We start from the raw sequence: 26,346 nt of genomic DNA, 5'->3' as shown, positions 1-26,346 counted from the left end.
ATGGCCGACCTGCGCCAGTTCAAGCTGCCCGACGTCGGTGAGGGGCTCACCGAGGGCGAGATCCTGTCGTGGCTGGTCGCCGTGGGCGACACGGTCACGGTGAACCAGCCGCTGTGCGAGGTGGAGACGGCCAAGGCCGCCGTCGAGCTGCCCAGCCCGTTCGCCGGCACGGTCACCGAGCTGCTCTTCGAGCCGGGCACCACCGTCGACGTCGGCGCCCCGATCATCACCATCGACGTCGGCGGCGCCGCCGAGCCGGCCGGCACCGGGCTGATCGGCGAGACCAACGCCAACGGCCGCACCGCCGTGCTCGTCGGCTACGGCCCGCGCAGCACCGAGGCCAAGCGCCGTCCCCGGCGGGGTCAGCCGGCGGAGACCGCCGCGGCCCGGGCGACCGCGCCGCAGGTCCAGCCGGAGGCCGACTACGGCTCCGGGAGCGAGCGCCCGCCGTTGCTGGCCACCGCGCCCGACGCGACGGTCAAGCCGATGCGGCACGGCGGCCTGGAGGCCGGTCGCGCCGCGGAGGCCCACGTGGCCGCCGCCGCGTCCGCCCCGGCACCGGCGACCTCGGCGGCGCCCGGGCAGGGCGCGCTGCGGCCGCTGGCCAAGCCGCCGGTGCGCAAGTACGCCAAGGACCTCGGCGTCGACCTGACCACGGTCACCGGCACCGGCGCCGGCGGGGTGATCACCCGCGCCGACGTGGACGCCGTCCTGGCCGCCCCCGCGGCGCCCGCCGCCGCGCCGGCGGCCACGGCCGGGGAGACCCGCATCCCGATCAAGGGCGTGCGCAAGCACACCGCGGCGGCGATGGTGGCCAGTGCGTTCACCGCTCCGCACGTCACCGAGTTCATCACCGTCGACGTCACCCGGACGATGAAGCTGCGGGAGCGGCTCGCCACCCGGCCCGAGCTCGCCGGGGTCAAGGTCAGCCCGCTGCTGTTCGTGGCCAAGGCGCTGCTCCTCGCCGCCCAGCGGTACCCGATGGTGAACAGCTCCTGGGACGAGGCGGCGCAGGAGATCGTCGTCCACGGGTCGGTGAACCTGGGCATCGCCGCGGCCACCCCGCGCGGCCTCATCGTCCCGAACGTCAAGGACGCCGGCCGGCTGTCCCTCGCCGAGCTGGCCACGGCCCTCACCGAGCTGACCGCCACCGCGCGGTCCGGGAAGACCCCGCCGGCGGACATGACCGGCGGCACGATCACGATCACCAACGTGGGCGTCTTCGGCGTCGACACCGGGACGCCGATCCTCAACCCCGGCGAGTCGGCGATCCTGGCCTTCGGCGCCGTCCGCGACATGCCGTGGGTGCACAAGGGCAAGGTCGTGCCGCGCAAGGTGACCCAGCTGGCGCTGTCCTTCGACCACCGGGTCATCGACGGCGAGCTCGGCTCCCGGTTCCTGGCCGACGTCGGGGCGCTGCTGCACGACCCCGGCACGGCGCTGGCGTTCTGACGGTGGGCACCGAACTCGGACCCCTGCTGTCCTTCGCCGCCCGCTCCCGGGTCCCCGGCGGGTTCGGCTACGCCGGGGACGACGGCACCGTGCTGCCCGACCGCCCGGTGGAGACCTGGATCAGCGCCCGGATGACGCACGTCTTCGGCCTGGCCACGCTGCTGGACCATCCCGGCGCCGCCGAGCTGGCCGAGCACGGCGTCACCGCGCTGCGCACCGGCCCGCTGCACGACGCCGAGCACGGCGGCTGGCGGGCGGCCACGGACGACGACACGAAGGCCGCCTACGTGCACGCCTTCGTGGTGCTGGCCGGCGCCACCGCCACCGCCGCCGGGGTGCCCGGCGGGCGCGAGCTGCTGGACGAGGCGCTGGGCGTGTGGGAGCAGCGGTTCTGGGACGACGAGGAGGGCCTGGCCCGGGAGTCCTTCGACCGGAGCTGGACCACGCCCGAGGACTACCGGGGCGCGAACGCCAACATGCACGGGGTGGAGTCCACGCTGGCGGCCGCCGACGCCCTGGCGCCGTCCGACCCCGGCACCGCTGCCCGGCTGCGCACCCGCGCGCTGCGGGCGACCGAGCGGATCGTGCACGGCTGGACCCGGGAGCGGGACTGGCGGCTGCCCGAGCACTTCACCACCGCCTGGGAGCCGCTGCCGGAGCTGAACCGCGACCGCCCGGCCGACCCGTTCCGGCCCTACGGGGTGACCGTCGGGCACCAGTTCGAGTGGGCCCGGCTGTGCTGGCACCTGGCCGCCGCCCTCGGTGAGCACGCCCCCGGCTGGCTGCACACCGACGCCGACGCGCTGTTCACCGCCGCGGTGGAGCGTGGCTGGGCCGCCGACGGGCACGAGGGCTTCCCCTACACCCTCGACTGGTCCGACCAGCCGGTGGTCGCCGCCCGGATGCACTGGGTGCTCTGCGAGGCGGTGGCCGCCGCCGCCGTCCGGTCGACCCTCACCGGCGACCCCCGGACGGCGACCCTGCAGCAGCGCTGGGCCGAGCTGGGCGACCGGATCTTCCTCGACCCGGCGGTGGGCAGCTGGCACCACGAGCTGACCCCCGAAGGCGCGGTGGGCACCGGCACCTGGGCGGGCAAGCCGGACGCCTACCACCTGGTGCAGATGCTCCTGCTGCCCGGCCGCCCGGTCCGCGGCAGCGTGGCGGGCGCCGTCCTCGCCACGCGCTGACGGGGTCGACGCCCCGCCGGTGGCCCGAGTCGGGTCGTGACTCTGGTTGGCTGTGCGCGGCCGTGGTCGGGCGGCGGCCACGGTGAGAGGAACCGGACGATGAGCGTGGCCGGCGGGACCCAGCACAGCCGGGACGACGAGACACGTGAGCCGGTGGGGCTGCCGACCCTGCTCGCCTGGCGACGCACCGGGCTGGTGGCGAGCGGGGCCGCGGTGGCCGCTGTCGTCACCGCCGTCCTGGTCCGGCTCCCCGGCGGACCGGTGGAGGTCGTCGCCGTGGCGGCGCTGGTCGCGGTCGTCGGCTTCTTCGTCGGGCTCGGCTTCCTTCGTCGGATCTGGATCGAGCCCGAGCTGGCCGGGGAGCCGCAGGCCGTGCGGCTCCGGACCTGGGCGGGCTGGGCCTGGGGGGCGTGGGTCCTCGGCGTCATCGTCAGCATCCCCGCTCGCGTGTGGCCCGACGCACTCGGCGGGCTGCGTTGGGTGGCCGTCGGCCTCTACGGCGTTGCGCTGGTCGCGTACCTCGGGATGCTCGTGCTCGCCGTCCGCTGGCGGCCCGCGCACTGAGCTCCCTTCAGGGCGACGACGGGCCCGGGCGTCGTGTCGCAGTCACCGGGACCGTGCCCAGGTCGGGTGATCATCCTCATCGGTGACTGCGGGTGTCCGGTGGGCACGACCGGGTAAGGAGCCACCGGACGTACGACACCCCGAGCAGAGGAGGCTCCCGTGGCGAACGTGGAGAAGTCGATCGACGTGGACGTGCCGATCCGGCAGGCCTACGACCAGTGGACCCAGTTCGAGTCGTTCCCCCAGTTCATGAACGGCGTCGAGCGGATCACCCAGCTCGACGACCGGCACACCCACTGGGTCACCAAGATCGGCGGGGTCGAGCGCGAGTTCGACGCCGAGATCACCGAGCAGCACCCGGACGAGCGGGTGGCCTGGAAGAGCACCGACGGCAAGTCGCACGCCGGGGTGGTCACCTTCCACAAGATCAGTGACACCACGACCCGGGTGATGGTCCAGATCGACTGGGAGCCCGAGGGCGTCGTGGAGAAGGTCGGGGCGGCGGTCGGCGTCGACGACCGGCAGATCAGCGCCGACGTGAAGAAGTTCAAGGAGTTCATCGAGAGCCGCGGCACCGAGACCGGCGCCTGGCGTGGGGACGTCCCGCGCGAGGGGTGACGGTCCCCGCAGCCTGACGACGGCGCCCGCTCCCTCGCTCGAGGGGGCGGGCGCCGTCGTGTCCGGCGTCGCAGGATCCGATGTGCAGTGCACGACCGGATGGGGCAAGGGAAGATCATGACGACCTCGACCCCGCTGCGCGCCCTCGCGCTGACCTGCAGCCTCAAGCCGTCCCCCGCCCCCTCCAGCACCGACCTCCTGGCCCGCCAGGTGCTCGACGCCCTGGCCGAGCACGGCGTGGAGGGTGAACTGATCCGGGTCGTCGACCACGACGTGAAGCCCGGTGTGGAGGTCGACATGGACGAGGGTGACGCCTGGCCCGCGATCCGGGAGAAGGTGCTGGCCGCCGACGTCCTGCTGCTGGCCACTCCGACGTGGGTCGGGCACATGAGCAGCGTCGCCCAGCGGGTGGTGGAGCGGCTGGACGCCGAGATCTCCGAGACCGACGACCAGGGTCGCCCGCTGGTGTTCGGCAAGGTCGGCATCGTCGCCGTCGTCGGCAACGAGGACGGCGCGCACAAGATCAGTGCCGACCTGTTCCAGGCCCTGGACGACGTCGGGTTCACCGTCCCCGCCCAGGGCGCCACGTACTGGAACGGCGAGGCGATGCACGGCACCGACTACCAGGACCTGGACGAGACCCCGGAGGCGACGGCCACCACGACGGCGACGGTGGCCCGCAACGCCGCCCACCTGGCCGGGCTGCTCAAGGCCTCGCCCTTCCCGCCGGCCTCCTGAACCGACGACAGCGCCCGTCCCCGGGAGGGGACGGGCGCTGTCGTGTCGACCCCTCGCGGGGCCGGGTGTGCCTACTCGGCGTCGAGGTCGCTGGCGACCATGTCGGCGATCTGGCCCAGCACCGCCTCGTCGTCGCTGCTGACGACGACCTCGGTGCCCTGCTTGGCACCCAGGGTCATGATCATCAGCGGCGAGCCGGCGTCGATCGGGTTGCCGCCGGGGGTGGCCAGGGTGACCGGCACCCCGGACTTGCTCACGGCCTCGGCGATGAGCGCGGCGGGACGGGCGTGCAGGCCGACGGCGGAGCCGACGGTCACGGTCTTGGAGGGCATCGGTGCCTGCTTTCTGGTCGGCGTGCTGGGGTCAGTGTGCCGGGCGGGCAGCGGCGGGGTGTGCCGGGGCGGCGCCGGTACCGGAGTCCCCGTCCAGGTCGGCGGTGAGATCGCTGGCCAGCGGTGCGCCTTCCTTCGGCCGGCCGATGCCCTTGGCCAGGGTCACCGCGACGCCGCCGACCACTGCACCGGCGACAACGGCGAGCAGGAACAGCCAGAAGTTGCTCATCGCGAACCAGACGAAGAACCCGCCGTGCGGGGCCTGCAACTCCAGGCCGAGGCCGGCGACGATCGCACCGGTGGTCGCCCCGCCGAGCATCATCGAGGGGATGACCCGCAGCGGGTCGACCGCGGCGAACGGGATGGCGCCCTCGGAGATGAACGAGGCGCCGAGCAGCCACGCAGCCTTGCCGTTGTCCCGTTCGGCCGGGGTGTACAGCCCCGGCCGGAGGATGGTGGACGACAGCGCCATCGCCAGCGGCGGCACCATGCCGGCCGCCATGACGGTGGCCATGATGACCAGCTGCTGCTGGCCGCCGTCGCCGGCGATCGCGGCGGTCAGGCCAGTGGTCGCGAAGACGTAGGCAGCCTTGTTCACCGGGCCGCCCAGGTCGAAGCACATCATCAGACCGAGGATGATCCCGAGCAGGATGGCGGCGGCACCGGTCAGCCCGTTGAGGAAGTCGCCGAGCGACTCCAGGGCCCAGGCCAGCGGCTGCCCCAGCACGACCACCATGAGACCGCTGGAGATCAGCGTGGCCAGCAGCGGGATGATCACGACTGGCTGCAGGCCGCGGGCGAAGGCCGGCAGCTTCCAGCGGCTGATCCACAGCGCCGCGAACCCGGCGATGATGCCGCCCACCAGACCGCCGAGGAAGCCGGCGCCGACGGTGATCGAGACCGCACCCACGACGAAGCCGGGCACGATGCCGGGCCGGTCGGCGATCGCGTAGGCGATGTACCCGGCCAGGGCCGGGACGAGGAACCCGAAGGCGGCCTGCCCCAGCACGGTGCACAGCGCGCCGAGGTATCCCCACAAGCCGTCGTTGAGGCCCTCGAGCGGTTCAGCGGAGGGCAGGTTCGTCACGTTGTAGTTCAGCGCCCAGTTCAGCGCGTAGCTCTGCGCGCCGTCGGTGGCCGGGTCGGCATTGACGATCTGGTAGCCGCCGAAGAGGAAGCCCAGCGCGATGAGCAGGCCGCCCGCGGCGACGAACGGGATCATGTAGCTCACGCCGGTGAGCAGCCAGCGGCGGATCTCCGACCCGGTGCTGGGTCGGTCACCGCCGGCCGGGGCCGCCGCGCCGGCCGAGGCGGTGCCGGGCACCCGGCGGCCGTTCGGGTCGTCGGCGGCGGCGAGCGCCTCGCGGATCATCGCCGCGGGCTCGTTCATCGCCCGCTTGGTGCCCGACTGCACCAGCGGCTTGCCGGCGAAGCGGTCCCGGTCCTTGACGCCCACGTCGACGGCGAAGATGACGGCGGCGGCCCGGTCGATCACCGCGGGGTCCAGCGGGGTGGAGCCGGAGGAACCCTGGGTCTCCACGTGCAGCTCGACGCCCATCTCCTCAGCCGCGGCGGTGAGCTTGTCGGCGGCCATGTAGGTGTGTGCGATGCCGGTGGGGCAGGCGCTGACCGCCACGATGCTGCGGCCCGCCGGGGCCGTCGCGGCGGGGGCGGGCGCCGGCGCGGTGGCCGCGGTGGCGCCGCCGGTCGACTGGGGGGCGGGGGTCTCCGGTGGCGAGACGACGTCCTGGACCAGGGCGACGACCTCCTCGGCCGACCCGGCGGCCCGCAGCGAGGCGACGAACTCCGGTCGCACCAGGGCGCGGGCCAGCGCGGTGAGCAGGGTCAGGTGGTCGGCGTCGCCGTGCTCGGGCGCGGCGATCAGGAAGGCCAGGTCGGCCGGGCCGTCGGGTGCCCCGAAGTCCACCGCCGGCCGCAGCCGGGCGAAGGCCAGCGACGCCTGGGTCACGGCGGCGGACCGGCAGTGCGGGATGGCGATCCCGCCGGGGAGCCCGGTCGCCGCCTTCGCCTCCCGGGCCATGGCGTCGGCGTGCAGCGACTCGGCGCCGGTCGCGCGGCCGGCACCGGCGACCAGGCCGGCCAGCCGGCGGACGACGGCGTCCTTGTCGGCACCGAGGTCGGCGTCGAGCGCCACCAGCTCGGTGGTGATGAGAGCGGACATGGTTCCCCCTGGGTCGTTCAGCGGGAGCCGGCGACCGGGGCGGCCTCGGCGGGAGCTGTGGAGGCGGGCACGCCCGGGGTGACCTCGACCGCGGCCAGGTCGACCTGCCCCGCGGTCGGGACGGCGGAACCCGGCAGGGCGGCGCTGGCCGACCCGTAGGCGACCGCGGAGCGCAGCCGCTCGGCCGGGGCGGCGCCGGCCAGGTCGGCCAGCACGTAGCCGGCCAGGCTGCAGTCGCCGGCGCCGACGGTGCTGCGGACGGTGATCCGCGGTGGGCGGGCGGACCAGCGCCCGCCGTCGGCGGTGGAGAGCAGCGCCCCGTCGCCGCCCAGGGTGAGCAGCACCTCGGCGACCCCGCGGGCGTGCAGCGAGTCGACCGCGGCGAGCATCGCCGTCGGGTCGGCGAGCAGGGTCTCCTCGGTGACGCCGGCGAGCTGGGCGAGCTCCTCGGTGTTGGGCTTGAGCAGGTCGGGGGCGGCGTCCGGGCCGGCGGACAGCAGCGCCACCAGCGGGGCCTCGGAGGTGTCCACCGCGATCCGGGCGCTGGTGCCGCGCAGGGTGCGCACCAGGGTGGCGTACCAGTCGAGCGGCGTGCCGGGCGGCAGCGAGCCCGACAGCACGACCCAGCGGGCGTCGGCGGCGTGCTCCCAGACGGCGGCCTGCAGTGCGGCCAGGGTCTGCTCGTGCAGCCGGGCGCCGGGCTCGTTGAGCTTCGTGGTGGTGCCATCTGGCTCGGTGAGCGTGTAGTTGGTGCGCACCGGGGAGTTGACCGGCACGGTCGACAGGGGCAGGCCGAGCGCCTGCAGCGCGACGACGATCGGGTCGCCGTCGGCCGCCGGCAGCACGGAGACCACGTCGGCCCCGGAGGCGGCGAGGGCGCGGGAGACGTTCACGCCCTTGCCGCCGGGCTCGACGGAGCTGCGGGCGCCGAGCCGGGCCACGGCGCCCCGCTCGAGCGGGCCGGGGAGCCCCAGCGTCCGGTCCAGGCTGGGGTTGGCGGTCAGCGTGACCACCCGCCGTCCGCCCGGTGCGGAGTCCGTCCTCATGCGACGAGCACCTCGATCCCCTGTTGCTCGAGCTCGGCGACGACGGCCGGGTCGGCCTCGTCGTCGGTGATCAGGACGTCGACGTCCGTGAGGGCCGCGAAGCGCACCAGGTGCTCGCGGCCGAGCTTGCTGCTGTCGGCCAGCACCACGACCCGCTGCCCGGCCCGGGTCATGGCGCGCTTGACCGCGGCCTCGGCCTCGTCGGGGGTGGAGAAGCCGTGCGCCAGGCTGATCCCGTTGGTGCCCAGGAAGACCACGTCGGCGCGGAGCTCGGCGAGGGCGGCCACGGTCGACTCGCCCACCGCGGACTGGGTGATGCCGCGCACCCGGCCACCCAGCACGTGCAGCGTCACGCCGGGGGCGCTGGAGAGCCGGGCGGCGATCGGGACGGAGTTGGTGGCCGCGAGCAGGGACCGGTCGCCGGGCAGCACCTCGGCCAGCGCGGCGGTGGAGCTGCCGCCGTCCAGGATCAGGCTGCCGTGAGCGGGCGGGACCAGCGTGAGGGCCGCGGCGGCGATGCGGCGCTTGGCCTCGATCCGGGTGGTGCGCCGCTCGCCGAGCCCGGGCTCGACCACCGTCAGCGTGCCGACCGGGACGGCGCCGCCGTGCACCCGCCGGAGCATCCCGGCGCGCTCCAGGACGGCGAGGTCGCGGCGCACCGTCTCGGTGGTGACGCCGAAGTGCTCGGCGACCGCGGTGACCGCGACCCGCCCGCGCTGGGTGACCAGGCCGGCGATGGCCTGCTGTCGTTCCTCGGCGTACACGGTCACCCCCTGACCAGCGTCGCAGTGCGGGTTCGTGCTCTATTGCCCGACTGTGTGGCATCTGGGCTGTGTTCTTGTTGTTCTACGTGGGATCAGTTGACAAGTCAAGCCCCGCTGGTGACCCTGGTCACCGACCGCATCATCGTCGCTGCGACAGTCTTCCCACCGCCACCCCCCACGACGAGCCCGGTCCCCGCCGAGCCCGCGGGTCCGAGCAGACAGTGAGGCCTCCATGTCCAGCACCCCGACCGGCACCCGGATCTCCCCGGCCGCCCTCAGCCAGGAGAGCGTGCTGACCGGCACGCCGGTGGTGCCCGGGGTCGCCGTCGGGCCCGTCGTCCGCCCGGTCGGGGAGGTCGAGCTGCCCGCGGCCGAGGGAGCGGTCGTCCCGGAGGACCAGCGCGCGGCTGAGAAGGACCGGTTCGCTGCGGCCGCCGACGCGGTCGCCGAGCGGCTCGCGGGGCGGGCGGCCGCGGCCACCGGGGTGAGCGCCGAGGTGCTGAACACCACCGCGCAGCTGGCCCGGGACCGCGGCCTGCTGTCCACCGTCGAGCAGCGGATCGGCGACGGCGCCTCCGCCGAGGCCGCCACGGTCGGGGCGGCGGAGCAGTTCGTCGAGCTGTTCAGCAGCCTGGGCGGGGTGATGGCCGAGCGGGCCACCGACGTCCGCGACGTGCGCAACCGGATCGTCGCGGAGCTGACCGGCCAGGGCGAGCCCGGCGTGCCGGCGCCGGACACCCCGTCGGTGCTGCTCGCCGACGACCTCGCCCCGGCCGACACCGCGGGCCTGGACCCGACCAAGATCGTCGCGCTGGCCACCCGGCTGGGCGGGGCGACCAGCCACACCGCGATCATCGCCCGGCAGCTCGGCCTGCCCTGTGTGGTCGGCGTCGGCGGGCTGGGCGACGTCCCCGAGGGCGCGGTCGTCCTGGTGGACGGCGAGCACGGCACGGTGACCGTGGACCCCGACCCCGAGGAGGCCACCGCGCGGGTCGCCGCGTCGCGGGAGGCCGCTGCCGCCCTGGCCGGCTACCGCGGCCCCGGCGCGACCCGGGACGGCCACGCCGTCGCCGTGCTGGCCAACGTGCAGGACGGCGCCGGTGCGCGGGCCGCCGCGGCCGCCCGCGCCGAGGGCGTCGGCCTGCTGCGCACCGAGCTGGCCTTCTTCGGCCGCGCCGAGGAGCCCTCGGTGCAGGAGCAGGCCGGCATCTACGCCGGCGTCTTCGCCGCCTTCCCCGGCGGCAAGGTCGTGCTGCGCACCCTGGACGCCGGTTCGGACAAGCCGCTGCCCTTCGCCACCCCGCCGGACGAGGCGAACCCTGCCCTCGGCGTCCGCGGGCTGCGCACCGCCCGGCGCGATCCGGGCCTGCTCACCCGGCAGCTGGACGCGGTGGCCCAGGCCGCCCAGGAGACCGGCGCCCAGCCGTGGGTGATGGCGCCGATGGTCGCCACCGTCGCCGAGGCCGCCGACTTCGCCGCGCAGGTGCGCGAGCGCGGCATGGTGCCCGGCGTCATGGTCGAGGTGCCCTCGGTCGCCGTCCTGGCCGACCGGTTCCTCGAGCACCTGGACTTCCTTTCCATCGGGACGAACGACCTCTCGCAGTACACGCTGGCCGCCGACCGGCTGTCGGCCGACCTGGCCGACCTGACCGACCCGTGGCAGCCGGCGCTGCTGGCGCTGGTGCAGGCCACCGCCGCGGCGGGGCAGCGGGCAGGCAAGCCCGTGGGCGTCTGCGGCGAGGCGGCCGCGGACCCGGTGCTGGCCTGCGTCCTGGTCGGCATGGGGATCACCTCGCTGTCGTGTGCGGCCAGCTCGGTGGCCGGCGTCGGCGCCCGGCTGGCGACGGTCGACCTGGCCACCTGCCAGCGGGCGGCGGAGGTGGCGCTGGCCGCCGCGGATCCCGCGTCTGCCCGGGCGGCCGTGCGCGAGGTGCTCGCCGCCGCCTCCTGACGTCCCGCCCGGTGCACCCGGGCCCGCACGACTGCTCAAGGACGACGCCCCGCCGGTCGATGGACCGGCGGGGCGTCGTCGTGTGCGGGGGAGGTTCGTTCACCCAGCCGAGGTGACCGACTGCACTGCGTAGGTGCTGGACAAGTGACCCCGAGGTGACGGATCGATGGCCGATACCCCCTTCGGGTGAAGAATCCGTCGGAACCTTCAGCGACACGACCTTGGATCCGTTGGAATAGAAGCCGTTGCGCCTGGTTTAATGCAGGTGTAACACCCACTCGGGACCACCGGAAGAAGGCAGTGACATGAGCAGCGTGACCTCCAGCTGGCGTCAGCGTCGGCAGGCGTCGCGTACGCGGCGGGCCCTCAGCGCCGCCGTCGCCCGCACCAGCAGCCCCGCCATGCGGGACGAGCTGCTGACCCTGGCCAACAGCAGCCAGTTCACCAACGTCCTGCGCTGACGAAGGACCCCCTCCTCCTCATCCCTCGCAAGCTCGGGACGAGCCTCTGGAGGGGGCCTGACCCCTCGACGACGAGGGCGAGCACAGGCACGCACCGCGACCCCGGACTCCCACAGGGAGCCGGGGTCCTCTGCGTGAAGGACCCCCTCGCCCCCCACCACGAGCAAGCTCGTGGCGGGACCCTGCGAGGGGGCCGGGCGTCCCGTCCCGGAGGGGAGGGGCTAGTCGCGGAGGCGGGCGCGGAGGGCGGCCTGCTCCTCGGCGCCGAAGCCGTGCTGCTCCAGCCAGCCGACCGGGCCACCCCACCGCTCGTCGAGCAGCTCCAGCACCCGGCGCATCGACTCGGCCCGCGGGGTGTGGCTGGCGACGTCCCGCCGGGTCATGTCCTCGGCGTAGGTGGAGCTGCTGGCGAGCTTCGCGACGAGGGCGTCGATGACCTCGGCGGTCTGCGCGTAGTCGGCGATGATCGCCTCCGGCGTCACCCCGGCCACCGCGAGGGCCAGCGCGCACACCACGCCGGTGCGGTCCTTGCCGGCGGCGCAGTGCACCACCGCGGCGCCCGGCCCGCCCGCGGCCAGGGACCGTAGCGCGGCCAGCACGTTCTCCGTGCCGTCGGTGAGGTACCCGAGGTAGGAGCGGACGGCGGGCGGCTCCCCCTCGTCCCCCGGCGCGACCTGGCGGGGGAGCAGGGACTCGGCCCAGTCGGCCGGCAGCTGCGCGCGGACCTCCTCGTCGCTCTCCTCGGCGGCGAAGACGTCGGTGCGCCGGCCCCGCTCGGGCAGCAGGGTGAAGTGCCGGTGGACGACCGTGTCCACATCACGCAGCGGGCTGCGGCCCTCCAGCAGGATCTCCGCGGTCGTCCGCAGGTCGACCACCTCGGTGAGGCCGACCTCCTCGACCAGCGCCGCGACGTCGGCCTCGCTGAGCGTCTGCAGGTTGTCGCTGCGCAGCACCCGCCCGAACTGCGTCGTCCCGCCGTCGGTGGTCGGCAGGCCGCCCAGGTCGCGGGTGTTGGTGGTCCCGTCCAGGTGCAGCCAGCGGTCGGTGCGGGTCGACGTCACGCCCCGACCGTACGACGTCAGGCGGCGTGGAGCAGCTCCTCGCACACGCCGAGCAGCCGCTCCCGCAGCACGGCGCCGCGGGCGGCGAAACCGCGCTGGGCAGCGACGTACTCGGCCTTGCCGTCGGCCGTCTCCACCGCGACCGGCGGGTACCCGTGCTCCCGCAGGTCGTAGGGGGAGGCACGCATGTCCAGCTCCCGGACGTCGGCGGCGAGGGCGAAGCAGTCGGCCAGCAGCGTGCCGGGGACGGCGGGGCCGAGCTTGTAGGCCCACTTGAACAGGTCCATCGTCGCGTGCAGGCAGCCCGGCTGCTCCAGCTGCTGCTGGGTCTCCCGGGTCGGGCGGAGCGCGTTGCGCGGCTCGGCGGCCCGGGTGAAGAAGCGGAACGCGTCGATGTGGCTGCACTGCACCTTGTGCGACTCGACGACGGCGTCGGTGCCGGCCTGCCCCAGCCGCAGCGGCAGCTGCTCGTGCCGCACCTCGCCGTCGCCGGGGCGGTAGAGCATCGCCCACTCGTGCATACCGAAGCAGCCGAACTGTCCAGGGCGGGCCGCAGTGCCGCGCAGCAGGCCCTCGATCCAGCCGACCGAGGCCCGCCGCTTCGCCAGGAAGGCGGGCAGGTCCAGGCCCACCGCGCGCACGGTCCGGCCATCGGCGGTGCGGGCGTCGACCTCCGCGTGGAACGGCCAGGCCAGCCGCTCGGCGGCCGCATCGCCGGTCAGTGCGGTGCCCACCCCGGGGTGCCAGCGCCGCAGCCGGCCCGGGGTCTCGGAGTAGTAGGTGAACAGGAAGTCCTGCACCGGGTGGGCGACCCCGGCCCGGCGGCGCTCCCGGTGCGGGAGCAGCCAGCGGTCCATCCGCTGCTCGTGCGCCGCCGCCAGCGCCGTCCACTCCGCCTCGGGCAAGGCTGTCGGCGCGGTCTGGACGAGCGGGAGCACCGGCCCAGGGTAGGTGCGCACCCGCGGGCCATGACACGTGTCATGGGGTGGCCGTGCAGCGGCGCCGCGAAGAGGTGACGGCAGGCACCTGTGCCGGCCGGTGGGCGGCGGCACCGTCAGGGGTGCGTCCGACGGACCGGCCCGACGGTGGCCGGCGGCGCACCGAGGAGGTCCCCGTGCAGCCCACTGCCCCGCCCGCGCCCACCCCCGCCGTGGTCGCCCCTGCCATCGAGGTGCGCCACCTGCGACGCAGCTACGGCGACTTCGAGGCGGTCCGCGGCATCTCGTTCGAGGTCCACCCCGGCGAGGTCTTCGCCCTGCTCGGGGTCAACGGGGCGGGCAAGACCTCGGCCCTGGAGGTGCTGGAGGGGCTCGCCCCGGCCTGCGGGGGCTCGGTCCGCGTCCTGGGCGCCGACCCGGTGCGTGACCGGGCCCGGGTGCGGCCGCGGCTGGGCGTGCTGCTGCAGTTCAGCGGCCTGCCCGGTGACCTGACCGTGGCCGAGACCGTCCGCACCTGGGCCGGCACCCTCACCGACCCCCGCCCGGTCGACGAGGCCCTGGCGCAGGTGCAGCTGACCGGCCGCGCCGATGTCCGGGTGCGCAGCCTGTCCGGCGGGGAGCGGCGCCGGCTCGACCTGGCCCTGGCCCTCCTCGGCCGCCCGGACGTGGTCGTGCTGGACGAGCCGACCACCGGCCTGGACCCGGAGAGCCGGCGGCAGGTCTGGCGGCTGGTGCACGACCTGGTCGCCGGCGGCGCGGCCGTGGTGCTCACCACCCACCACCTGGAGGAGGCCGAGGAGCTGGCCGACCGGGTCGCGGTGCTGCGCGCCGGGCAGATCGTGCTCGCCGGGACGCAGGAGGAGATCGCCGAGACCCAGCCGGCCACCATCCGGTTCACCCTCGACCAGGACGCCCCCGAGCCGCCGCGGCCGGCCGGTGTCCAGGTGGTCGCCGAGCGGCCGCGGATGGAGTGGCACACCCGCGCACTGCAGCCCGTGCTGGCCGAGCTGCTGGCCTGGGCCGCCGAGCACCGGGTCGTGCTGCGGGCACTCGACGCCCGGGCCGCCTCGCTCGAGCAGGCCTTCCTCGCCGTCGCCGCCGGCGCCGAGACTCCCTGAGCCGACCAGCCCGAAGCCCACGACCCGCTCCGAGAGGACCCCGCGATGACCGCCTCGACCGCCCCCGTCCGCCCCGTCGCCCCACCGAGCCGGGTGCGCCGCGTCGCCGCCCTGGCCGCCGGGGAGAACCGGCTGTTCCTGCGCAACCGCACCGCCCTGGTGAACTCCGTCGTCGTGCCGCTGCTGCTGGTGGCCGCCGTCCCGGCGCTGGGGCTGTCCAGCGACGTTCCGCTGGGGCCGCAGCTCATCCTCACCGGCGTCGGCGTCACGCTCGTCTTCCTGACCTACTACAACCTGGTCACCACCTACGTGGCCCGCCGCGAGGAACTGGTGCTGCAGCGAATGCGCACCGGTGAGCTGACCGGGCCCGAGGTGCTGCTCGGCACGGCGGCCCCGACCCTGCTCGTCACCCTCGGCCAGATCGCCCTCGTCGCGGTCGGGGTGGTGGCCATCGGGGAGTGGAGCGCGCCAGTGGACCCCGTGCTGCCGCTGATCGCGGTGCTCGGCGGGGCTGCGCTCATGACGGTGCTGGCCGCCGTGAGCACGGTCTTCACCCGGACGGCGGAGAGCGCGCAGATCACCACTCTTCCGTTGGTGCTGCCCACCACGGCGCTGTCCGGCCTGATCACCCCGCTCAGCTCGTTCCCCGACGCACTGGCGACGGTCGCCCGGTTCCTGCCGGTGACCCCGGTCGTGGAGCTGTTGCAGCTGGGCCTGGGCGGGGTGACCTGGGACGGGCGGCTGGTCGACGGCGGTGCGGCGTGGACCGCCGCGCTCCTCCCGCTCGCGGTGCTGGCCGGGTGGCTGACGCTCGGCACGCTCGCCGCGATCCGGTGGTTCCGGTGGGCACCCCGCCGCTGAGCCGGCCGGCCCTGGCGCCGGGGCGCCGGGGCCGGCCCGCGCGGTACGGCAGCATGACCGCCGTGCCGACCGTCTCGCGCTGGTGGAGGAGCCGCAGCGCCCCGCAGCGGCTGGACCTCTACACGCGCTGGTCCTTCTACGGGTACCTGGCGATGCTCCCGCTGCTCGCCCTCGCCGTGCTGGGCGCAGCGGCCGGCCCGGCGCCGCGGGGCCCCTTGACGTTGTTCCTGGCCGGTTCGGTCGTCGCCGCGGCCGGGGGCATCGTCGTGACCCGCAGTGGGCTCGCCGCGCACCGCCGAGGTGACGAGCTGCCCCGCGGTCCGGTGCTCGCTGCGTTCATCGCCGCCGGCGTGACCGCCGCCGCCGGGGTGTGGGCCTTCAGCAGCGACGGGCAGGAGCTGAACGCCGCCGTCCCCTGGTCGGTGGCGCTGCCGCTGGGGATGGTGCTGACGGCGTGCTCCACGGCGTGGACCACGCGGCAGCTCAGCCCGCACGCGATCACGATCGGCGTGCTGAGCGGGTTCGCCAGCTTCCTCGCCGGCAGCCCGGCGGCCGCGGCCGCCGCGCAGGGCGGCGCACTGGCGGTCGCAGCGCTCGGCGTCGTCCTGGCCTTCCGGTTCTCCGTCTGGGTGCTGGACGTGGTGGTGGAGATGGACCGCACCCGGGGCGTGCAGGTGCAGCTGGCGGTGGCCGAGGAGCGGCTGCGGTTCGCCCGGGACCTGCACGACGTGATGGGCCGCAACCTGTCGGCGATCGCGGTGAAGAGCCAGCTGGCCGGTGAGCTGGTCCGCCGGTCCCGGCCGGAGGCGGCCGACGAGGTGGCCGACATCCACCGGATCGCCGAGGAGTCGCTGCGGGAGGTGCGCGAGGTGGTCCGCGGCTACCGCAGCACCGACCTGACCAGCGAACTGGCCGGGGCACGTTCGGTGCTCCGGGCGGCCGGGGTCGCCTGCACGGTGCAGGGTGAGGACGACGCCGGCGCGCTGCCCGAGCCGGTGCAGGCCGCACTGGGCTGGGTGGTCCGCGAGGCGGTGACCAACGTGCTGCGGCACAGCGCCGCCGCCGAGTGCGGGATCGTGCTGGCGCGTGGAGGCGGGGAGGTCCGGTTGAGGGTGACCAACGACGGGGTGCCGGCCGAGTCCGCGGGCAGTGCCGTCCCGGGGAGTGGCCTGGCCGGGCTGCGGGAGCGGCTGGCCGGGGCCGGGGGATCGCTGGACACCGCCCGGGACGGCGACCGGTTCTGCCTCACCGCCACGCTGCCGGACGGGGGTGTCGCATGATCCGGGTGCTGCTGGCCGACGACGAGAACCTGGTCCGCTCGGCCTTCGCGGCGCTGCTGGGCCTCGAGGACGACGTCGAGGTGGTCGCCCAGGCGTCGTCCGGCGCCGAGGCGCTCGCCATGGCCCGGGCGCAGGGGCCGGACGTCGCCGTCCTGGACCTGCAGATGCCCGACCGCGACGGGATCAGCGTCGCCGCGGAGCTGACCACGGTGCTACCCGGCTGCGGGCTGGTCATCGTCACCGGTCACGGCCGGCCGGGGCACCTGAAGCGGGCCCTGGAGGCGGGGGTGCGCGGGTTCCTGCCCAAGACGGTCAGCGCGGCCGTGCTGACCGAGGTGGTGCGCACGGTGCACCGCGGCGGCCGCTACGTGGACCCGGAGCTGGCGGCGGAGGCGATCAGCGCCGGGGACAGCCCGCTCACCCCGCGGGAGGCCGACGTGCTGGAGCTGGCCGCTGGCGGTGCGCCGGTGGAGGAGATCGCCGCCCGGGCACACCTGTCGCCGGGGACGGTGCGCAACTACCTCTCGGCGGCCGCGGCGAAGCTGGGGGCGCCGAACCGGCACGCCGCCGTGGAGGCCGCGCGCCGGCACGGCTGGATCTGACGGCCCCTCTGCAGGGGCCCGCGGCCCCTCTGCACGGGCCCGCCGCGAGCTCCCGAGTGGGTGGGGGCCACGGGGTGTTTCGTCAGACGTTGCCGGGGCGGGTGACGGAGTCGTCCTGCTGGGCCTCGTCGTCGGTGAGCAGGACGGTGTCCTTCTCACCGCCGTCGCCGCGGTCGTGGCCGGGGGTGCCGTCGACCAGGTCGCCCTCGGGGTCGGAGGTGGCCGGGGAGTCGTGGTAGCCGCTGCTGGTGGGTTCGGTCATGGGGTGGACCTCTCGATCAGGGGGTCAGGACGGGTCGGTGCGCTGCGCCAGGGAGGGCTCGGTGGTGGCGCGCTCGGGCTGCAGGTCGTCGCTGGCCGCGTCGCGCTCCAGCGCCGCGTCCCGGGTCAGCGGGACGCCCTCCCGGGTGCCCGTCTCGTCCGTGTCCTCCGCGCCGGTGCCGAGGTCGCTGTTGTCGCCCGTCCCCGAGGCGGTGGGCACGTCCTGCTGGATGCGGTCGCTGCCGCCGGGATCGCTCATGGCTGCACTCCTCACGTGGGCATCGTCCTCCGCCCATGCCCGTGATGCCCCGGCGCCATGCACCGGTGGCCCCGCGCGGCTGGGGCGGGTCAGTCCCGCTGCGCGTCGGGTTCGGTCTCCGGCGGCGGGTAGACCGGGCCGGCGATGCCGGCGGCGTCGTCGTCCCCCGGAGGCGGCGACGCCGCGCCGCCCAGCGGCTCGACGTCCCGGTCGTCTCGCGGTTCGTTGCCTGCGGTCGTCATCGCCCGAGTCTCGTGCGCAGGCGGCGCGCCGGCGACCTCAGTCGTCCAGCACCGGGCCGGCCTCGTGGCGCGGATGCCCGGCGGTGCGCTCGCGCTGCTTCATCCGCGCCTCGAACACGTGCCGGTCGCCGCCGGAGAGCTCGTCGCGGGCGTGCTGGTCGAACTCCCGGAACGTGGACCAGTAGTTCGCGTCGTAGTCCTCCACGATCTGGAAGGTCCAGCGGTCGGCGATCACGTTGCGGCCGACCAGGTCCCGGTCGAGGTCGTCGGCGAGCTCGGCGTGCCCGGCTTCGCGCAGGCCGGACACGGCGTCCTGCAGCAGCAGATCGGCCTTGCCGGTGAGCTGGTGGAAGCCGTACAGCAGGCCGCGGGCCTGCTCCACGGTCTCCAGGGCCTCGGACAGCTTGCCGAGGGCGGTGACGGTGTCGTCGTCGAGGTCGGGGCGCGAGCGGTCGGTCACGGGTCCATCGTGCGGCCGGGCGGGCCGGCCCGCCCGCCGACCGGCAGCGGGGTCCGTCAGCGGGCCGCGGCGTCCCGGATCGCGGTGTCGATCAGCTTCTCGGCCAGCTGCCGGCCGTGCGAGGCCGGGCCGTCGGGGCCGAGCAGCCCGCCGGAGAGGTACATGCCGTCGATGATCAGGTGCACCTGGGCCGCGAGGTCCTCGGCGCCGGTGGGCACCAGCTCACCGGCGAGGTCGAGCAGCCGCATGTGCAGCTCGTACTTGTAGTCGGCGGCCGCGCTGCGGGCCGGGTGCTGCGGGTCGTCGTACTCGCTGCTGACGTTGGTGAACGGGCAGCCACGGAAGCCGGTGCGGGTGACGTCCCGCTCCACCGCGTCGACCACCGAGAGCAGCGCGGCGCGGGGGTCGCCCTGCAGCCGGATCAGCTCGGCGTCGACGTAGGACAGCACGGTGGCGGCCTTGCGCGAGAGGTAGGCGCCGACCAGGTCGTCCTTGCTCTTGAAGAGCCGGTAGACGGTCATCTTGCCCAGGCCGGTCTCGCGGACCAGCTCGTCCATGCCCACGCTGCGCGAGCTGCGGGCGGAGAACAGGCGCTCCGCGGTGTCCAGGACGATCTCCTGCCGCTCCGCGCGGGTGCGGCGGGCCGGGGCGGAGACGTCCTCGGACGAGTGCAGGGGGAGGGCTGCGGCGGTCACCACCCGATCGTGCAGCACGTCGTAACGGAGCGGTTCGCGGCACGCCGACGTCCGCAGGCCCCTGACCAGCACCTCCGGGGCGGGAGAGGCACCGGAGGGCAGCGGGGATCGGTGAGGCGGCTGGGACTCGCCCGGGTCAGGTGCGGCGTATCCGCCGCGGGTTGGCCAGCATCCGGGCGACCGCCTGCTGCGCGGTCTGCTCCTGGCCGGTCAGGGGGGTGCGGGCGTCGTCCGTCTGCTGGTCGCGGTCGTCTACGTGCATGGGTCCGACCTTCCCCCGGTCAGCGGGGTGGAAACAGTCCCCGACCGGGTGGACTCCCGTCAGGTGCTGAGACGTCGGTCACCCGGTCCGCTCGGAGACCAGCTGCGGCCCGTCCAGTACCGGTGCGGTGGCCTCGCGCGGCGCGCGGTCCCGGGTCACCAGCAGCGTGACCACCCAGGTGAGCACGGCGAGGGTGGTGACGAAGAAGCTCGGCGGCAGGTTGACCATGGCCGAGAGCACCAGCCCGAGCCACACGCTGCCCAGGGCGATGAGCACCGCGATCACGGCGACCAGCCCGGGCCGGGCGGTCATCCGCAGGGCGGCCGCAGCCGGGGTCACCACCAGCGCGAACAGCAGCAGCGTGCCCACGACCTGCACCGCCATCGTGATGGTGAGCGCCAGCAGCACGACGAAGGCCACGCCCAGGGCCCGGACCGGGACCCCGCGGGCCTCGGCCACGGTGGGGTCGACCGAGGAGAAGACGAGCGGGCGGGCGATGACCGCGAGCACGCCGACGACGACCGCGGTGAACCCGCCGAAGACCCACAGCTGGTCGGTGGAGATGGCCAGCAGGTTGCCGAACAGCACGGTGGTGGTGGCGCTGGCGTTGGCGGTGGCCAGCGAGGCGAAGAGGACGCCGAGGCCGGTGGCGAAGGCCAGGATCGTGCCGGTGGCCACCTCGCGGTCGGCCACGCGCTTGCCGAACAGCCCGATCAGCAGCCCGCCGCCCACGCAGAAGACGGCCAGGCCCAGCGTCACCGGGGCGCCGACCAGGATCGCGCCGGTCGCGCCCGGGAAGCCGATGTGGGCGAGTGCGTGCGCGGCGAAGGCGTTCTGCCGGGTGACGACGAACCAGCCCATCAGCCCGGCGGCCAGCGCGACCATCGACCCGCCGATGAGGGCGTGCTGCATGAACGTCGTCTGCAGCACCTGCAGCCAGTTCTCCTGGAAGGTGACCACGGTTCAACCGCCCCGGGTGAAGAGATCGCCCTGCGCGGTGCGCACCACCCGGACCGGGGTGCCGTACAGGTGGGTGAGCAGGTCCTCGGTGACGACGGCGTCGATGGGGTCGTGGTGCGGGTGGCCGTCGAGCAGGTAGACGGCGTCGGTGAGCACGGGCAGCAGCGGGTTCAGGTCGTGCGCCACGATCATCACGGTGACCCGGCCCTCGCGGGTGAGCTCGCCGAGCAGCTCGACCACCTCGTGCTGGTTGCGCAGGTCGAGGTTGGCCAGCGGCTCGTCGAGCAGCAGCAGTTCCGCGTCGTCGACGATCGCCTGCGCGATCGCGACCCGTTGCTGCTGACCGCCGGAGAGCTCGGACATCCGACGGTCGGCGTAGCCGTCGGCGCCCACCCGCCGGAGCGCGTCGTCGACACGGGCCCGTTCGGCGGCCGAGGCGCGCCGCAGGCCGAAGCGGCCCCCGGTCAGGCCGAGCATCACCAGGTCCCGGGCGCGCACCGCCTCCCCGAGGGCGGCGGTGTAGTTCTGCGGCACGTAGCCGATCCGGCGGTCGCCGCGGCGGGGCGTGCGGCCCAGCACCTCGAGCCGGCCGCCGGCCGGGGTGAGCATCCCCAGGACCAGCTGGAACAGGGTGGTCTTCCCGGCCCCGTTCGGTCCGATCACCCCGACCACGGCGCCGGTGGGCACGCGCAGGGTGCCCTGCGACCAGACGAGCCGGCCGCCGCGCACCACCGACACGTCGTCCAGGACGAGTGCCGGTGGCCGCGCGGCGGCCGTGTCGGACGTCGCGACGTCGGTCACTGACCCCCACCGAGTGCGTTCGAGAGCTGCTGCAGCTGGTCCAGCTGCCAGGACACGAAGGACTGCTCCCCGTCCGGCGCCGACTCGGTGACCTCGACGACCGGCACGCCGGCCGACTCCGCGGCGGCGCGCAGCTGCTCGGGGACGCTGCCCTCCGTCTGGGAGTTGTACACCAGCACGTCCACCGAACCGTCGGACAGCGCCGTCTCGAAGGCCGCGACGTCGCCGGGGGCGGGGTCGGTCTCGTTGCTGGCGGCGTCCCGGTAGCCCTCGGGGGTGGCGTCGGTCAGGCCGATCGCCTCGCCGGTGTACTGGAAGACGCTCTCGGTCGCGGCGTAGGAGCGGCCCGGGGCGGCGGACTGCAGGCTCGAGACCTCGTCCAGGTAGGGCTGCAGGTCGGACTCCCAGGTCTGCGCCTGCTCGGCGAAGTGGTCGGCGGCGTCGGGGGAGAGCTCGCTGAGCTGCGCGGTCACCTCGGCGGCGACGTCCTGCACGTACTCCGGGGAGTACCACAGGTGCGGGTTCACCCCACCGTGCGCGTGGCCCTCCTCCTCGGCGTGCTCCTCGCCCTCGGCGTGCTCTTCCTCCTCGGCGTGCTCCTCGGTCTCGATGCCGACCACCTCGGCCGCGTCGACCACGACCGGGTCGGAGTCGGCGGTGGCGACCGCGTCGGCGGCCCAGTGGTCGTAGTCGGCGCCGTTGAGCACGACCAGGTCGGCGTCGGAGAAGGCGGCGATGTCGGCGGTCGTGGGCTCGTAGTCGTGCGGGTCGACCGCCGAGGAGGCGAGCACGGTGGTGACGGTGGCGCAGTCGCCGCCCAGCTGCTCGACGATCGAGCCCCACTGGCTCACCGAGACGACGACGTCGAGCACCTCGCCCGGGCAGCTCTCCGCGTCGGCCTCGCGCGTCGTGGTGCCGGCGCTGCTGGACCCACCGCAGGCAGCCAGGGTCAGCGTGGCGGTGGCGGCCAGGGCGGTGAGCGCCGGGCGGCGGAAGAGGGCAAGGCGGGGCACGGTGGGTCCTCACTGGAGCGGCTACTGGGAATGGTCGTCACAATCAGTATCACCCTGAGACGACTCGCCGTCGACGTCGACCCCGCCACACCGGCTCCACCAGCTCTCTGGCGGCTCCACTACCGTCCCCGGGGTGCCCATCCAGCCCGGGCGTACCCCGGTCCGACCACCCACCGCGCCGCCGCGCCGGGCACCGCGCGCCCCGGACCGCCCGCCGGCCCCTTCGACCGAGCCCCCGCCGGCCGCCACGCCCCCGGCCGAGCCGGTGCCGACGCCCGCGGACCCGACGGAGCCGGGCACCGGCCGTCCCTGACGCGCCGGTACCGGCTCCGATGCCGGCTCAGATCTCGCTGATCCGGTTCTCCGGGTCCGTGCCCTCCTCGGCGCCGCCCTCAGCCGGCTCCTGGGGGTGCGGCGTCCGGCCGGAGTCCGGCTGCTCGGCGTCGGTCTTGCCCTCGGCTGGCTCTTCGGAGTGCGGGGTGTGCCCGGTGTTCTCGGTCATGCCCGCCCCGTGCCCCGGCCCGGGCGGCGGCAACCATCGCCCCGCCGGCGTCAGCCGACGTCGGTCGCCGCGGGGGTGCGGGGCAGCAGGGCCCGGACGGCGTCGTCGTCGGGCAGTGCACCCCGGGCGCCGGCCCCGGTGGTGGAGAGCGCAGCCGCGGTGACCGCGTAGCGGACCGCGTCGGCCAGCGCCTCGTCCCGGTCGAGCGCGCTGCTCAGTGCCCCGCAGAAGCAGTCGCCGGCACCGGTGGTGTCCACCGGCCGCACCGGCGGCGGCGCCTGCAGCAGCGCCGGACCCGTCCCGGGCACCACCAGCGCTCCCCGCGCACCGAGGGTGACCACCACGTCGGTGGCGGCCAGCCCGCGGGCCAGCCCGGCCAGGTCAAGCAGCGTCAGGTCGCCGTCGGGGGCGCCCGCCAGCCGGCGCAGCTCCGGCTCGTTCGGCACCAGCACGTCGACCCGGGCCAGCAGCTCGGCCGGCAGCTGCTGCGGCGGCGCCGGGTTGAGCACGACGGTGCCCCGGGTGGCCTCGGCGGCGGCCCGCACGGTGGCCAGCGGGGTCTCCAGCTGCAGCAGCAGCACCCCGGCCCGGTGCACCGACTCGACGTCCACGTCGGCCGGGGTGAGCTCGGCGTTGGCCCCGGGCACCACCACGATCAGGTTCTCCCCGCCGTCGGCCTCCACCGGGATGGTCGCCGTCCCGGTGGGTGCGCCGGGGGTGCGGTGCACCCGGCCCACGTTGACCCGGCAGTCGGCGAGCGCGGCCAACTGCCGGCCGGCGGCGGGGTCGTCGCCGACCCGGCCGACCATGTGCACCCCGGTGCCCAGCCGGCCGGCGGCGGCAGCCTGGTTGGCGCCCTTGCCGCCGGGCAGCACGGCCACGCCTGAGCCGATCACCGTCTCGCCCCGGCCGGGCAGCCGGTCGACGGTCACCACGACGTCCTCGTTGAGGCTGCCCACCACGGTCACGGACACGGCACGCTCCCGGTGATCAGCACGGGGGCAGCCTAGGAGGGGCCGGTGGCGCGCTGCCGCAGCGGCAGCCCGTACCAGGTGACCAGCCCGATCGCGACGACGGCGGCGCACACCGTGATCGCCGGGCTGCGGCCGAGCACCACGTCCAGCACCAGCAGCACCGCGCTGGCGATGCCGGTGAGCAGCAGCGTCAGGCCGACCACCAGCGACCGGTCGGCGAACTGGACGATCGCCGCCTTCTGCCGCCGCCGGAACAGCATCCGGTGGAAGGAGACCGGCGCGATGAGCACCACCGTGGCCAGGGCGGTGCTGATCATCGTCACCGCGTAGACCGTCGTCCCGAAGGTGCCCAGGTCGGCGAAGCGGGACTGGAACGGCAGGGTGAGCAGGAAGGCGAACAGCACCTGGACGGCGGTGATCGCCACCCGGATCTCCTGCAGCACCTCGTTGACGTTGCGGTCCAGCACCTCGTCGGGGCTCTCGCCGCGGGCGAGGGCGGACCGCTCGGCGTCACTCCGTTTCTCCGCCACCCGCCTGCGGTACCGCAGGCACAGCCGATCGACACCCGGGGAGAGACCGTGCCCGAGCACCAGACCGAGGACGCCGACACCATCCGCCGTGAGTTCGGCGAGGCGGTGAACATGACCGCCGGCGAGCTGGAGGAGTGGCTGGGCACCGAGGAGTCCCGGTCGGTCGGGCAGAAGAGCAGCGGCTCGGCGGAGTCCACCGGGCACGAGTCGGGCCGGCGGATCGTGCAGCTGCTGCACACCAAGAAGGCCGACCTCACCGACGACGACCTCGCGCACATGCGCAAGGTGCACGGCTACGTGCAGCGGCACCTGGCCCAGGAGCCGGCCAAGGAGGACGTCGAGACGTCGCGGTGGCGGTGGTCGCTGATGAACTGGGGCCACGACCCGCTGAAGAAGAAGTAGCGTCGCCGCGTGCAGCGCAACGACCCCGCGCAGTACGACCAGCTGGCCGACCAGTGGTGGGACCCCCGCGGGGGGTTCGCGATGCTGCAGTGGATCGCCGCCTCCCGGGCCGGGCACGTGCCCCCGGCGCCCGGCCCCGACGCCGTCCTGGTCGACCTGGCCTGCGGCGGTGGCCTGATGGCCCCGCACGTGCAGCGGCTGGGGTACCGGCACGTCGGCGTGGACATCGGCCGGGCCGGGCTCGAGGTCGCCCGCCGGCACGGGGTCTCCGCCGTCCGCGGGTCGGTGCTCGCCGTCCCGCTGGCCGACGGGTGCGCCGACGTCGTCACCGCCGGGGAGATCCTCGAGCACGTCGCCGACCCCGGGCAGGTGCTCGCCGAGAGCGCCCGGCTGCTCAAGCCCGGCGGGCTGCTGGTCATCGACTCGATCGCGGCCTCCCGGCTCGCCCCGCTGGTGGCCGTGCGGATCGCCGAGCGGCTGCCCGGCGGACCACCCCCGGGCATCCACGACCCCGCGCTGTTCGTCGACCGCCGCGAGCTGCTGGCCACCGCCCGCCGGCTGGGCCTGGACCTGCGGCTGGTCGGCCTGCGCCCCTCGGTCCGCGACCTGGTCGCCTGGCGGCGCGGACGGCGGGACGGCGTGCGGATGCGCACCATGCCCTGGACCGGGATCCTCTTCGCCGGCACGGCGACCAAGACCGCGGTGCCCGCAGCCGAGCGGCGGACGACGGGGTCCGCACGTACCGTCGGGGCATGAGCGACAGCCGTCCCGTGACCCCGTACGCGCCGGGGACGGCCTGGTGACCGCCGCCGTCGTCACGGGCGCGGGCCGCGCCCTGCCGGCCCGGTACGAGCAGGGCGAGGTCTGGGACGGGTACTTCGCCGAGAAGTACGCCGGGCTGCGGGCCGCCGAGCGGGTGTTCCGCGGTGCCGGCGTCGACAGCCGGCACGCGGTGGTCAACCCGGTCGACGAGGACGTGTCGCAGTGGGGCACCGGCGCGCGGATGGAGCGATTCGTCACCGAGGCGATGCCGCTGGGCAAGCAGGCCGTCGCCGCCGCGCTGGACGCCGCCGGCCTGGCGCCGGGCGACGTGGGGCTGTTCGCCGTGGCGACCTGCACCGGCTACGCCACCCCGGGCATCGACATCCGGCTCTCCAGCGACCTCGGCATGCCGCTGGGGCTGCAGCGGCTGCTCGTCGGGCACATGGGCTGCTACGCCGCGCTCCCCGGGCTGGCCGCGGTCAGCGACTTCGTGACGGCCCGGTCCCGTCCGGCCGTGCTGCTGTGCCTGGAGCTCACCAGCCTGCACGTGCAGCCGGCCGTCGCCGACCTGGAGCAGGTGGTCACCCACGCGCTGTTCAGCGACGCCGCGGCCGCCGTCGTCGTCGAGCCCGGCGCTGCGCGGGGCCGGCGGGTGGCCGGGATGGTCGCCCGCACCGACCACGCCACCGCCGACCACATGACCTGGGACGTCACCGACCTCGGCTTCCGGATGGGGCTGTCGCCGAAGGTGCCCGACGTGCTGTCCCGGCACGTCGGCGGCGTGGTCGACGAGCTGCTCACCGAGGCCGGCCTGCGCATCGAGGACGTCGCCGGCTGGGCGGTGCACCCCGGCGGGCCACGGATCATGGACGTCGTCCGGGACGAGCTGGGCCTGGCCGAGGAGCAGATGACCGCCTCGCGCAAGGTCCTCGCCGAGCACGGCAACTGCTCGTCGGCGACCGTGCTGCTGGTGCTCGAGGAGCTCGCCGACGTCGACGGCCCGATCGTCGCCATGGCCTTCGGGCCCGGCCTGACCCTCTACGCCACCCTCCTCCTCCCGGCCTGAGC

Annotated in this window: 32 protein-coding genes; 14 read left to right on the top strand and 18 right to left on the bottom strand. The window is 75.1% G+C overall.

Annotated features, from left to right (window positions below):
* The 5 genes from Q1A09_RS07115 to Q1A09_RS07095 all read left to right on the top strand — a co-directional run bounded on the left by Q1A09_RS07115 (nt 1) and on the right by Q1A09_RS07095 (nt 4,559).
* Nucleotides 1-1,452 carry a dihydrolipoamide acetyltransferase family protein gene (locus Q1A09_RS07115; protein WP_299952956.1) on the top strand — a complete coding sequence of 484 codons (1,452 nt, stop codon included), beginning with the start codon at nt 1-3 and terminating at the stop codon, nt 1,450-1,452.
* 2 nt (nt 1,453-1,454) lie between these two features.
* Nucleotides 1,455-2,639, top strand: coding sequence for an AGE family epimerase/isomerase (locus tag Q1A09_RS07110; protein WP_299952954.1), 1,185 nt, complete (start codon nt 1,455-1,457; stop codon nt 2,637-2,639).
* 99 nt (nt 2,640-2,738) lie between these two features.
* Nucleotides 2,739-3,203, top strand: coding sequence for a hypothetical protein (locus Q1A09_RS07105; RefSeq protein WP_299952952.1), 465 nt, complete (start codon nt 2,739-2,741; stop codon nt 3,201-3,203).
* Nucleotides 3,204-3,362: 159 nt separating this feature from the next.
* Nucleotides 3,363-3,821, top strand: coding sequence for an SRPBCC family protein (locus tag Q1A09_RS07100; protein WP_299952950.1), 459 nt, complete (start codon nt 3,363-3,365; stop codon nt 3,819-3,821).
* A gap of 117 nt (nt 3,822-3,938) precedes the next feature.
* Nucleotides 3,939-4,559: a flavodoxin family protein gene (locus Q1A09_RS07095; RefSeq protein WP_299952948.1), complete on the top strand. Its 621-nt coding sequence runs from the start codon at nt 3,939-3,941 to the stop codon at nt 4,557-4,559.
* A gap of 71 nt (nt 4,560-4,630) precedes the next feature.
* Here the strand turns inward: Q1A09_RS07095 and Q1A09_RS07090 are convergent, their stop codons facing one another.
* Genes Q1A09_RS07090 through Q1A09_RS07075 form a run of 4 tightly spaced genes read right to left on the bottom strand, consistent with a single transcriptional unit; the run spans nt 4,631 to nt 8,889 of the window.
* Nucleotides 4,631-4,891 carry an HPr family phosphocarrier protein gene (locus Q1A09_RS07090; RefSeq protein ID WP_299952946.1) on the bottom strand — a complete coding sequence of 87 codons (261 nt, stop codon included), beginning with the start codon at nt 4,889-4,891 and terminating at the stop codon, nt 4,631-4,633.
* A 31-nt stretch (nt 4,892-4,922) separates the two neighbouring features.
* Nucleotides 4,923-7,073, bottom strand: coding sequence for a fructose-specific PTS transporter subunit EIIC (locus tag Q1A09_RS07085; protein WP_299952945.1), 2,151 nt, complete (start codon nt 7,071-7,073; stop codon nt 4,923-4,925).
* 17 nt (nt 7,074-7,090) lie between these two features.
* Complete coding sequence (locus tag Q1A09_RS07080; RefSeq protein ID WP_299952943.1) at nt 7,091-8,119, bottom strand: 1-phosphofructokinase family hexose kinase; 1,029 nt, start codon at nt 8,117-8,119, stop codon at nt 7,091-7,093.
* The gene (locus tag Q1A09_RS07075) at nt 8,116-8,889 is read right to left on the bottom strand and encodes a DeoR/GlpR family DNA-binding transcription regulator (RefSeq protein ID WP_299952941.1); all 774 of its coding nucleotides are present in this window, start codon (nt 8,887-8,889) and stop codon (nt 8,116-8,118) included. The genes Q1A09_RS07080 and Q1A09_RS07075 overlap by 4 nt, the downstream gene beginning before the upstream one ends.
* A 226-nt stretch (nt 8,890-9,115) precedes the next feature.
* Between Q1A09_RS07075 and Q1A09_RS07070 the strand changes: the two genes are divergently transcribed.
* Both Q1A09_RS07070 and Q1A09_RS07065 read left to right on the top strand, forming a co-directional pair.
* Nucleotides 9,116-10,834 carry a phosphoenolpyruvate--protein phosphotransferase gene (locus Q1A09_RS07070; RefSeq protein WP_299952939.1) on the top strand — a complete coding sequence of 573 codons (1,719 nt, stop codon included), beginning with the start codon at nt 9,116-9,118 and terminating at the stop codon, nt 10,832-10,834.
* A 305-nt stretch (nt 10,835-11,139) separates the two neighbouring features.
* Nucleotides 11,140-11,295 carry a hypothetical protein gene (locus Q1A09_RS07065; RefSeq protein WP_222194547.1) on the top strand — a complete coding sequence of 52 codons (156 nt, stop codon included), beginning with the start codon at nt 11,140-11,142 and terminating at the stop codon, nt 11,293-11,295.
* A 221-nt stretch (nt 11,296-11,516) separates the two neighbouring features.
* On the opposite strand, the gene Q1A09_RS07060 is transcribed toward Q1A09_RS07065, so the two are convergent.
* Nucleotides 11,517-12,356, bottom strand: a complete 840-nt coding sequence (locus Q1A09_RS07060; RefSeq protein ID WP_299952935.1) for a tyrosine-protein phosphatase — start codon at nt 12,354-12,356, stop codon at nt 11,517-11,519.
* A gap of 17 nt (nt 12,357-12,373) precedes the next feature.
* Nucleotides 12,374-13,294 carry a 3-methyladenine DNA glycosylase gene (locus tag Q1A09_RS07055; protein ID WP_299952932.1) on the bottom strand — a complete coding sequence of 307 codons (921 nt, stop codon included), beginning with the start codon at nt 13,292-13,294 and terminating at the stop codon, nt 12,374-12,376.
* Between the two features lie 176 nt (nt 13,295-13,470).
* Between Q1A09_RS07055 and Q1A09_RS07050 the strand changes: the two genes are divergently transcribed.
* The 4 genes from Q1A09_RS07050 to Q1A09_RS07035 all read left to right on the top strand — a co-directional run bounded on the left by Q1A09_RS07050 (nt 13,471) and on the right by Q1A09_RS07035 (nt 17,155).
* Entirely contained in the window at nt 13,471-14,412 is a 942-nt protein-coding gene (locus tag Q1A09_RS07050) for an ABC transporter ATP-binding protein (protein ID WP_299952930.1), read from the top strand.
* A gap of 45 nt (nt 14,413-14,457) precedes the next feature.
* Nucleotides 14,458-15,273: an ABC transporter permease gene (locus Q1A09_RS07045; RefSeq protein WP_299952928.1), complete on the top strand. Its 816-nt coding sequence runs from the start codon at nt 14,458-14,460 to the stop codon at nt 15,271-15,273.
* 62 nt (nt 15,274-15,335) lie between these two features.
* Nucleotides 15,336-16,553, top strand: a complete 1,218-nt coding sequence (locus Q1A09_RS07040) for a sensor histidine kinase (RefSeq protein ID WP_299952926.1) — start codon at nt 15,336-15,338, stop codon at nt 16,551-16,553.
* Nucleotides 16,550-17,155, top strand: coding sequence for a response regulator transcription factor (locus Q1A09_RS07035; protein WP_299952924.1), 606 nt, complete (start codon nt 16,550-16,552; stop codon nt 17,153-17,155). Before Q1A09_RS07040 ends, Q1A09_RS07035 begins: the two co-directional genes overlap by 4 nt.
* A gap of 82 nt (nt 17,156-17,237) precedes the next feature.
* Here Q1A09_RS07035 and Q1A09_RS07030 read toward each other — a convergent pair whose 3' ends face one another.
* The 12 genes from Q1A09_RS07030 to Q1A09_RS06975 form a co-directional block, all read right to left on the bottom strand.
* Nucleotides 17,238-17,417, bottom strand: coding sequence for a hypothetical protein (locus Q1A09_RS07030; RefSeq protein WP_299952922.1), 180 nt, complete (start codon nt 17,415-17,417; stop codon nt 17,238-17,240).
* A gap of 24 nt (nt 17,418-17,441) precedes the next feature.
* The gene (locus Q1A09_RS07025; RefSeq protein WP_299952919.1) at nt 17,442-17,675 is read right to left on the bottom strand and encodes a hypothetical protein; all 234 of its coding nucleotides are present in this window, start codon (nt 17,673-17,675) and stop codon (nt 17,442-17,444) included.
* 89 nt (nt 17,676-17,764) lie between these two features.
* Entirely contained in the window at nt 17,765-17,917 is a 153-nt protein-coding gene (locus tag Q1A09_RS07020; protein ID WP_299952918.1) for a hypothetical protein, read from the bottom strand.
* A gap of 37 nt (nt 17,918-17,954) precedes the next feature.
* Nucleotides 17,955-18,377 carry a hypothetical protein gene (locus Q1A09_RS07015; RefSeq protein WP_299952915.1) on the bottom strand — a complete coding sequence of 141 codons (423 nt, stop codon included), beginning with the start codon at nt 18,375-18,377 and terminating at the stop codon, nt 17,955-17,957.
* 56 nt (nt 18,378-18,433) lie between these two features.
* A complete protein-coding gene (locus Q1A09_RS07010) occupies nt 18,434-19,072 on the bottom strand; it encodes a TetR/AcrR family transcriptional regulator (protein ID WP_299952912.1) in 639 nt (212 codons plus the stop codon).
* Nucleotides 19,073-19,208: 136 nt separating this feature from the next.
* On the bottom strand, nt 19,209-19,334 hold the full coding sequence (locus Q1A09_RS07005) for a hypothetical protein (RefSeq protein ID WP_281425274.1): 126 nt from the start codon (nt 19,332-19,334) through the stop codon (nt 19,209-19,211).
* 78 nt (nt 19,335-19,412) lie between these two features.
* Nucleotides 19,413-20,294 carry a metal ABC transporter permease gene (locus Q1A09_RS07000; protein WP_299952905.1) on the bottom strand — a complete coding sequence of 294 codons (882 nt, stop codon included), beginning with the start codon at nt 20,292-20,294 and terminating at the stop codon, nt 19,413-19,415.
* A gap of 3 nt (nt 20,295-20,297) precedes the next feature.
* Nucleotides 20,298-21,095, bottom strand: coding sequence for a metal ABC transporter ATP-binding protein (locus Q1A09_RS06995; RefSeq protein WP_299952904.1), 798 nt, complete (start codon nt 21,093-21,095; stop codon nt 20,298-20,300).
* Nucleotides 21,092-22,108: a metal ABC transporter solute-binding protein, Zn/Mn family gene (locus Q1A09_RS06990; protein ID WP_299952903.1), complete on the bottom strand. Its 1,017-nt coding sequence runs from the start codon at nt 22,106-22,108 to the stop codon at nt 21,092-21,094. Before Q1A09_RS06990 ends, Q1A09_RS06995 begins: the two co-directional genes overlap by 4 nt.
* 340 nt (nt 22,109-22,448) lie before the next feature.
* Nucleotides 22,449-22,610, bottom strand: a complete 162-nt coding sequence (locus Q1A09_RS06985; RefSeq protein ID WP_299952901.1) for a hypothetical protein — start codon at nt 22,608-22,610, stop codon at nt 22,449-22,451.
* A gap of 50 nt (nt 22,611-22,660) precedes the next feature.
* Entirely contained in the window at nt 22,661-23,584 is a 924-nt protein-coding gene (locus Q1A09_RS06980) for a ribokinase (RefSeq protein WP_299952900.1), read from the bottom strand.
* 32 nt (nt 23,585-23,616) lie between these two features.
* On the bottom strand, nt 23,617-24,114 hold the full coding sequence (locus Q1A09_RS06975; RefSeq protein ID WP_299952898.1) for a DUF6328 family protein: 498 nt from the start codon (nt 24,112-24,114) through the stop codon (nt 23,617-23,619).
* A 48-nt stretch (nt 24,115-24,162) separates the two neighbouring features.
* Here Q1A09_RS06975 and Q1A09_RS06970 point away from each other — a divergent pair, with 48 nt between their 5' ends.
* The 3 genes from Q1A09_RS06970 to Q1A09_RS06960 are packed head-to-tail and all read left to right on the top strand — an operon-like array spanning nt 24,163 to nt 26,344.
* The gene (locus Q1A09_RS06970) at nt 24,163-24,516 is read left to right on the top strand and encodes a DUF3140 domain-containing protein (protein WP_299952896.1); all 354 of its coding nucleotides are present in this window, start codon (nt 24,163-24,165) and stop codon (nt 24,514-24,516) included.
* A gap of 9 nt (nt 24,517-24,525) precedes the next feature.
* Nucleotides 24,526-25,272 carry a methyltransferase domain-containing protein gene (locus Q1A09_RS06965; protein ID WP_299952894.1) on the top strand — a complete coding sequence of 249 codons (747 nt, stop codon included), beginning with the start codon at nt 24,526-24,528 and terminating at the stop codon, nt 25,270-25,272.
* A 43-nt stretch (nt 25,273-25,315) separates the two neighbouring features.
* Nucleotides 25,316-26,344: a type III polyketide synthase gene (locus Q1A09_RS06960; protein WP_299952893.1), complete on the top strand. Its 1,029-nt coding sequence runs from the start codon at nt 25,316-25,318 to the stop codon at nt 26,342-26,344.
* Nucleotides 26,345-26,346: the final 2 nt, after the last annotated feature.

Origin of the sequence: uncultured Modestobacter sp. (genome assembly GCF_947486615.1) — a bacterium.
GTDB lineage: Bacteria > Actinomycetota > Actinomycetes > Mycobacteriales > Geodermatophilaceae > Modestobacter.
This window is presented reverse-complemented; position numbering and strand designations above follow the sequence as displayed.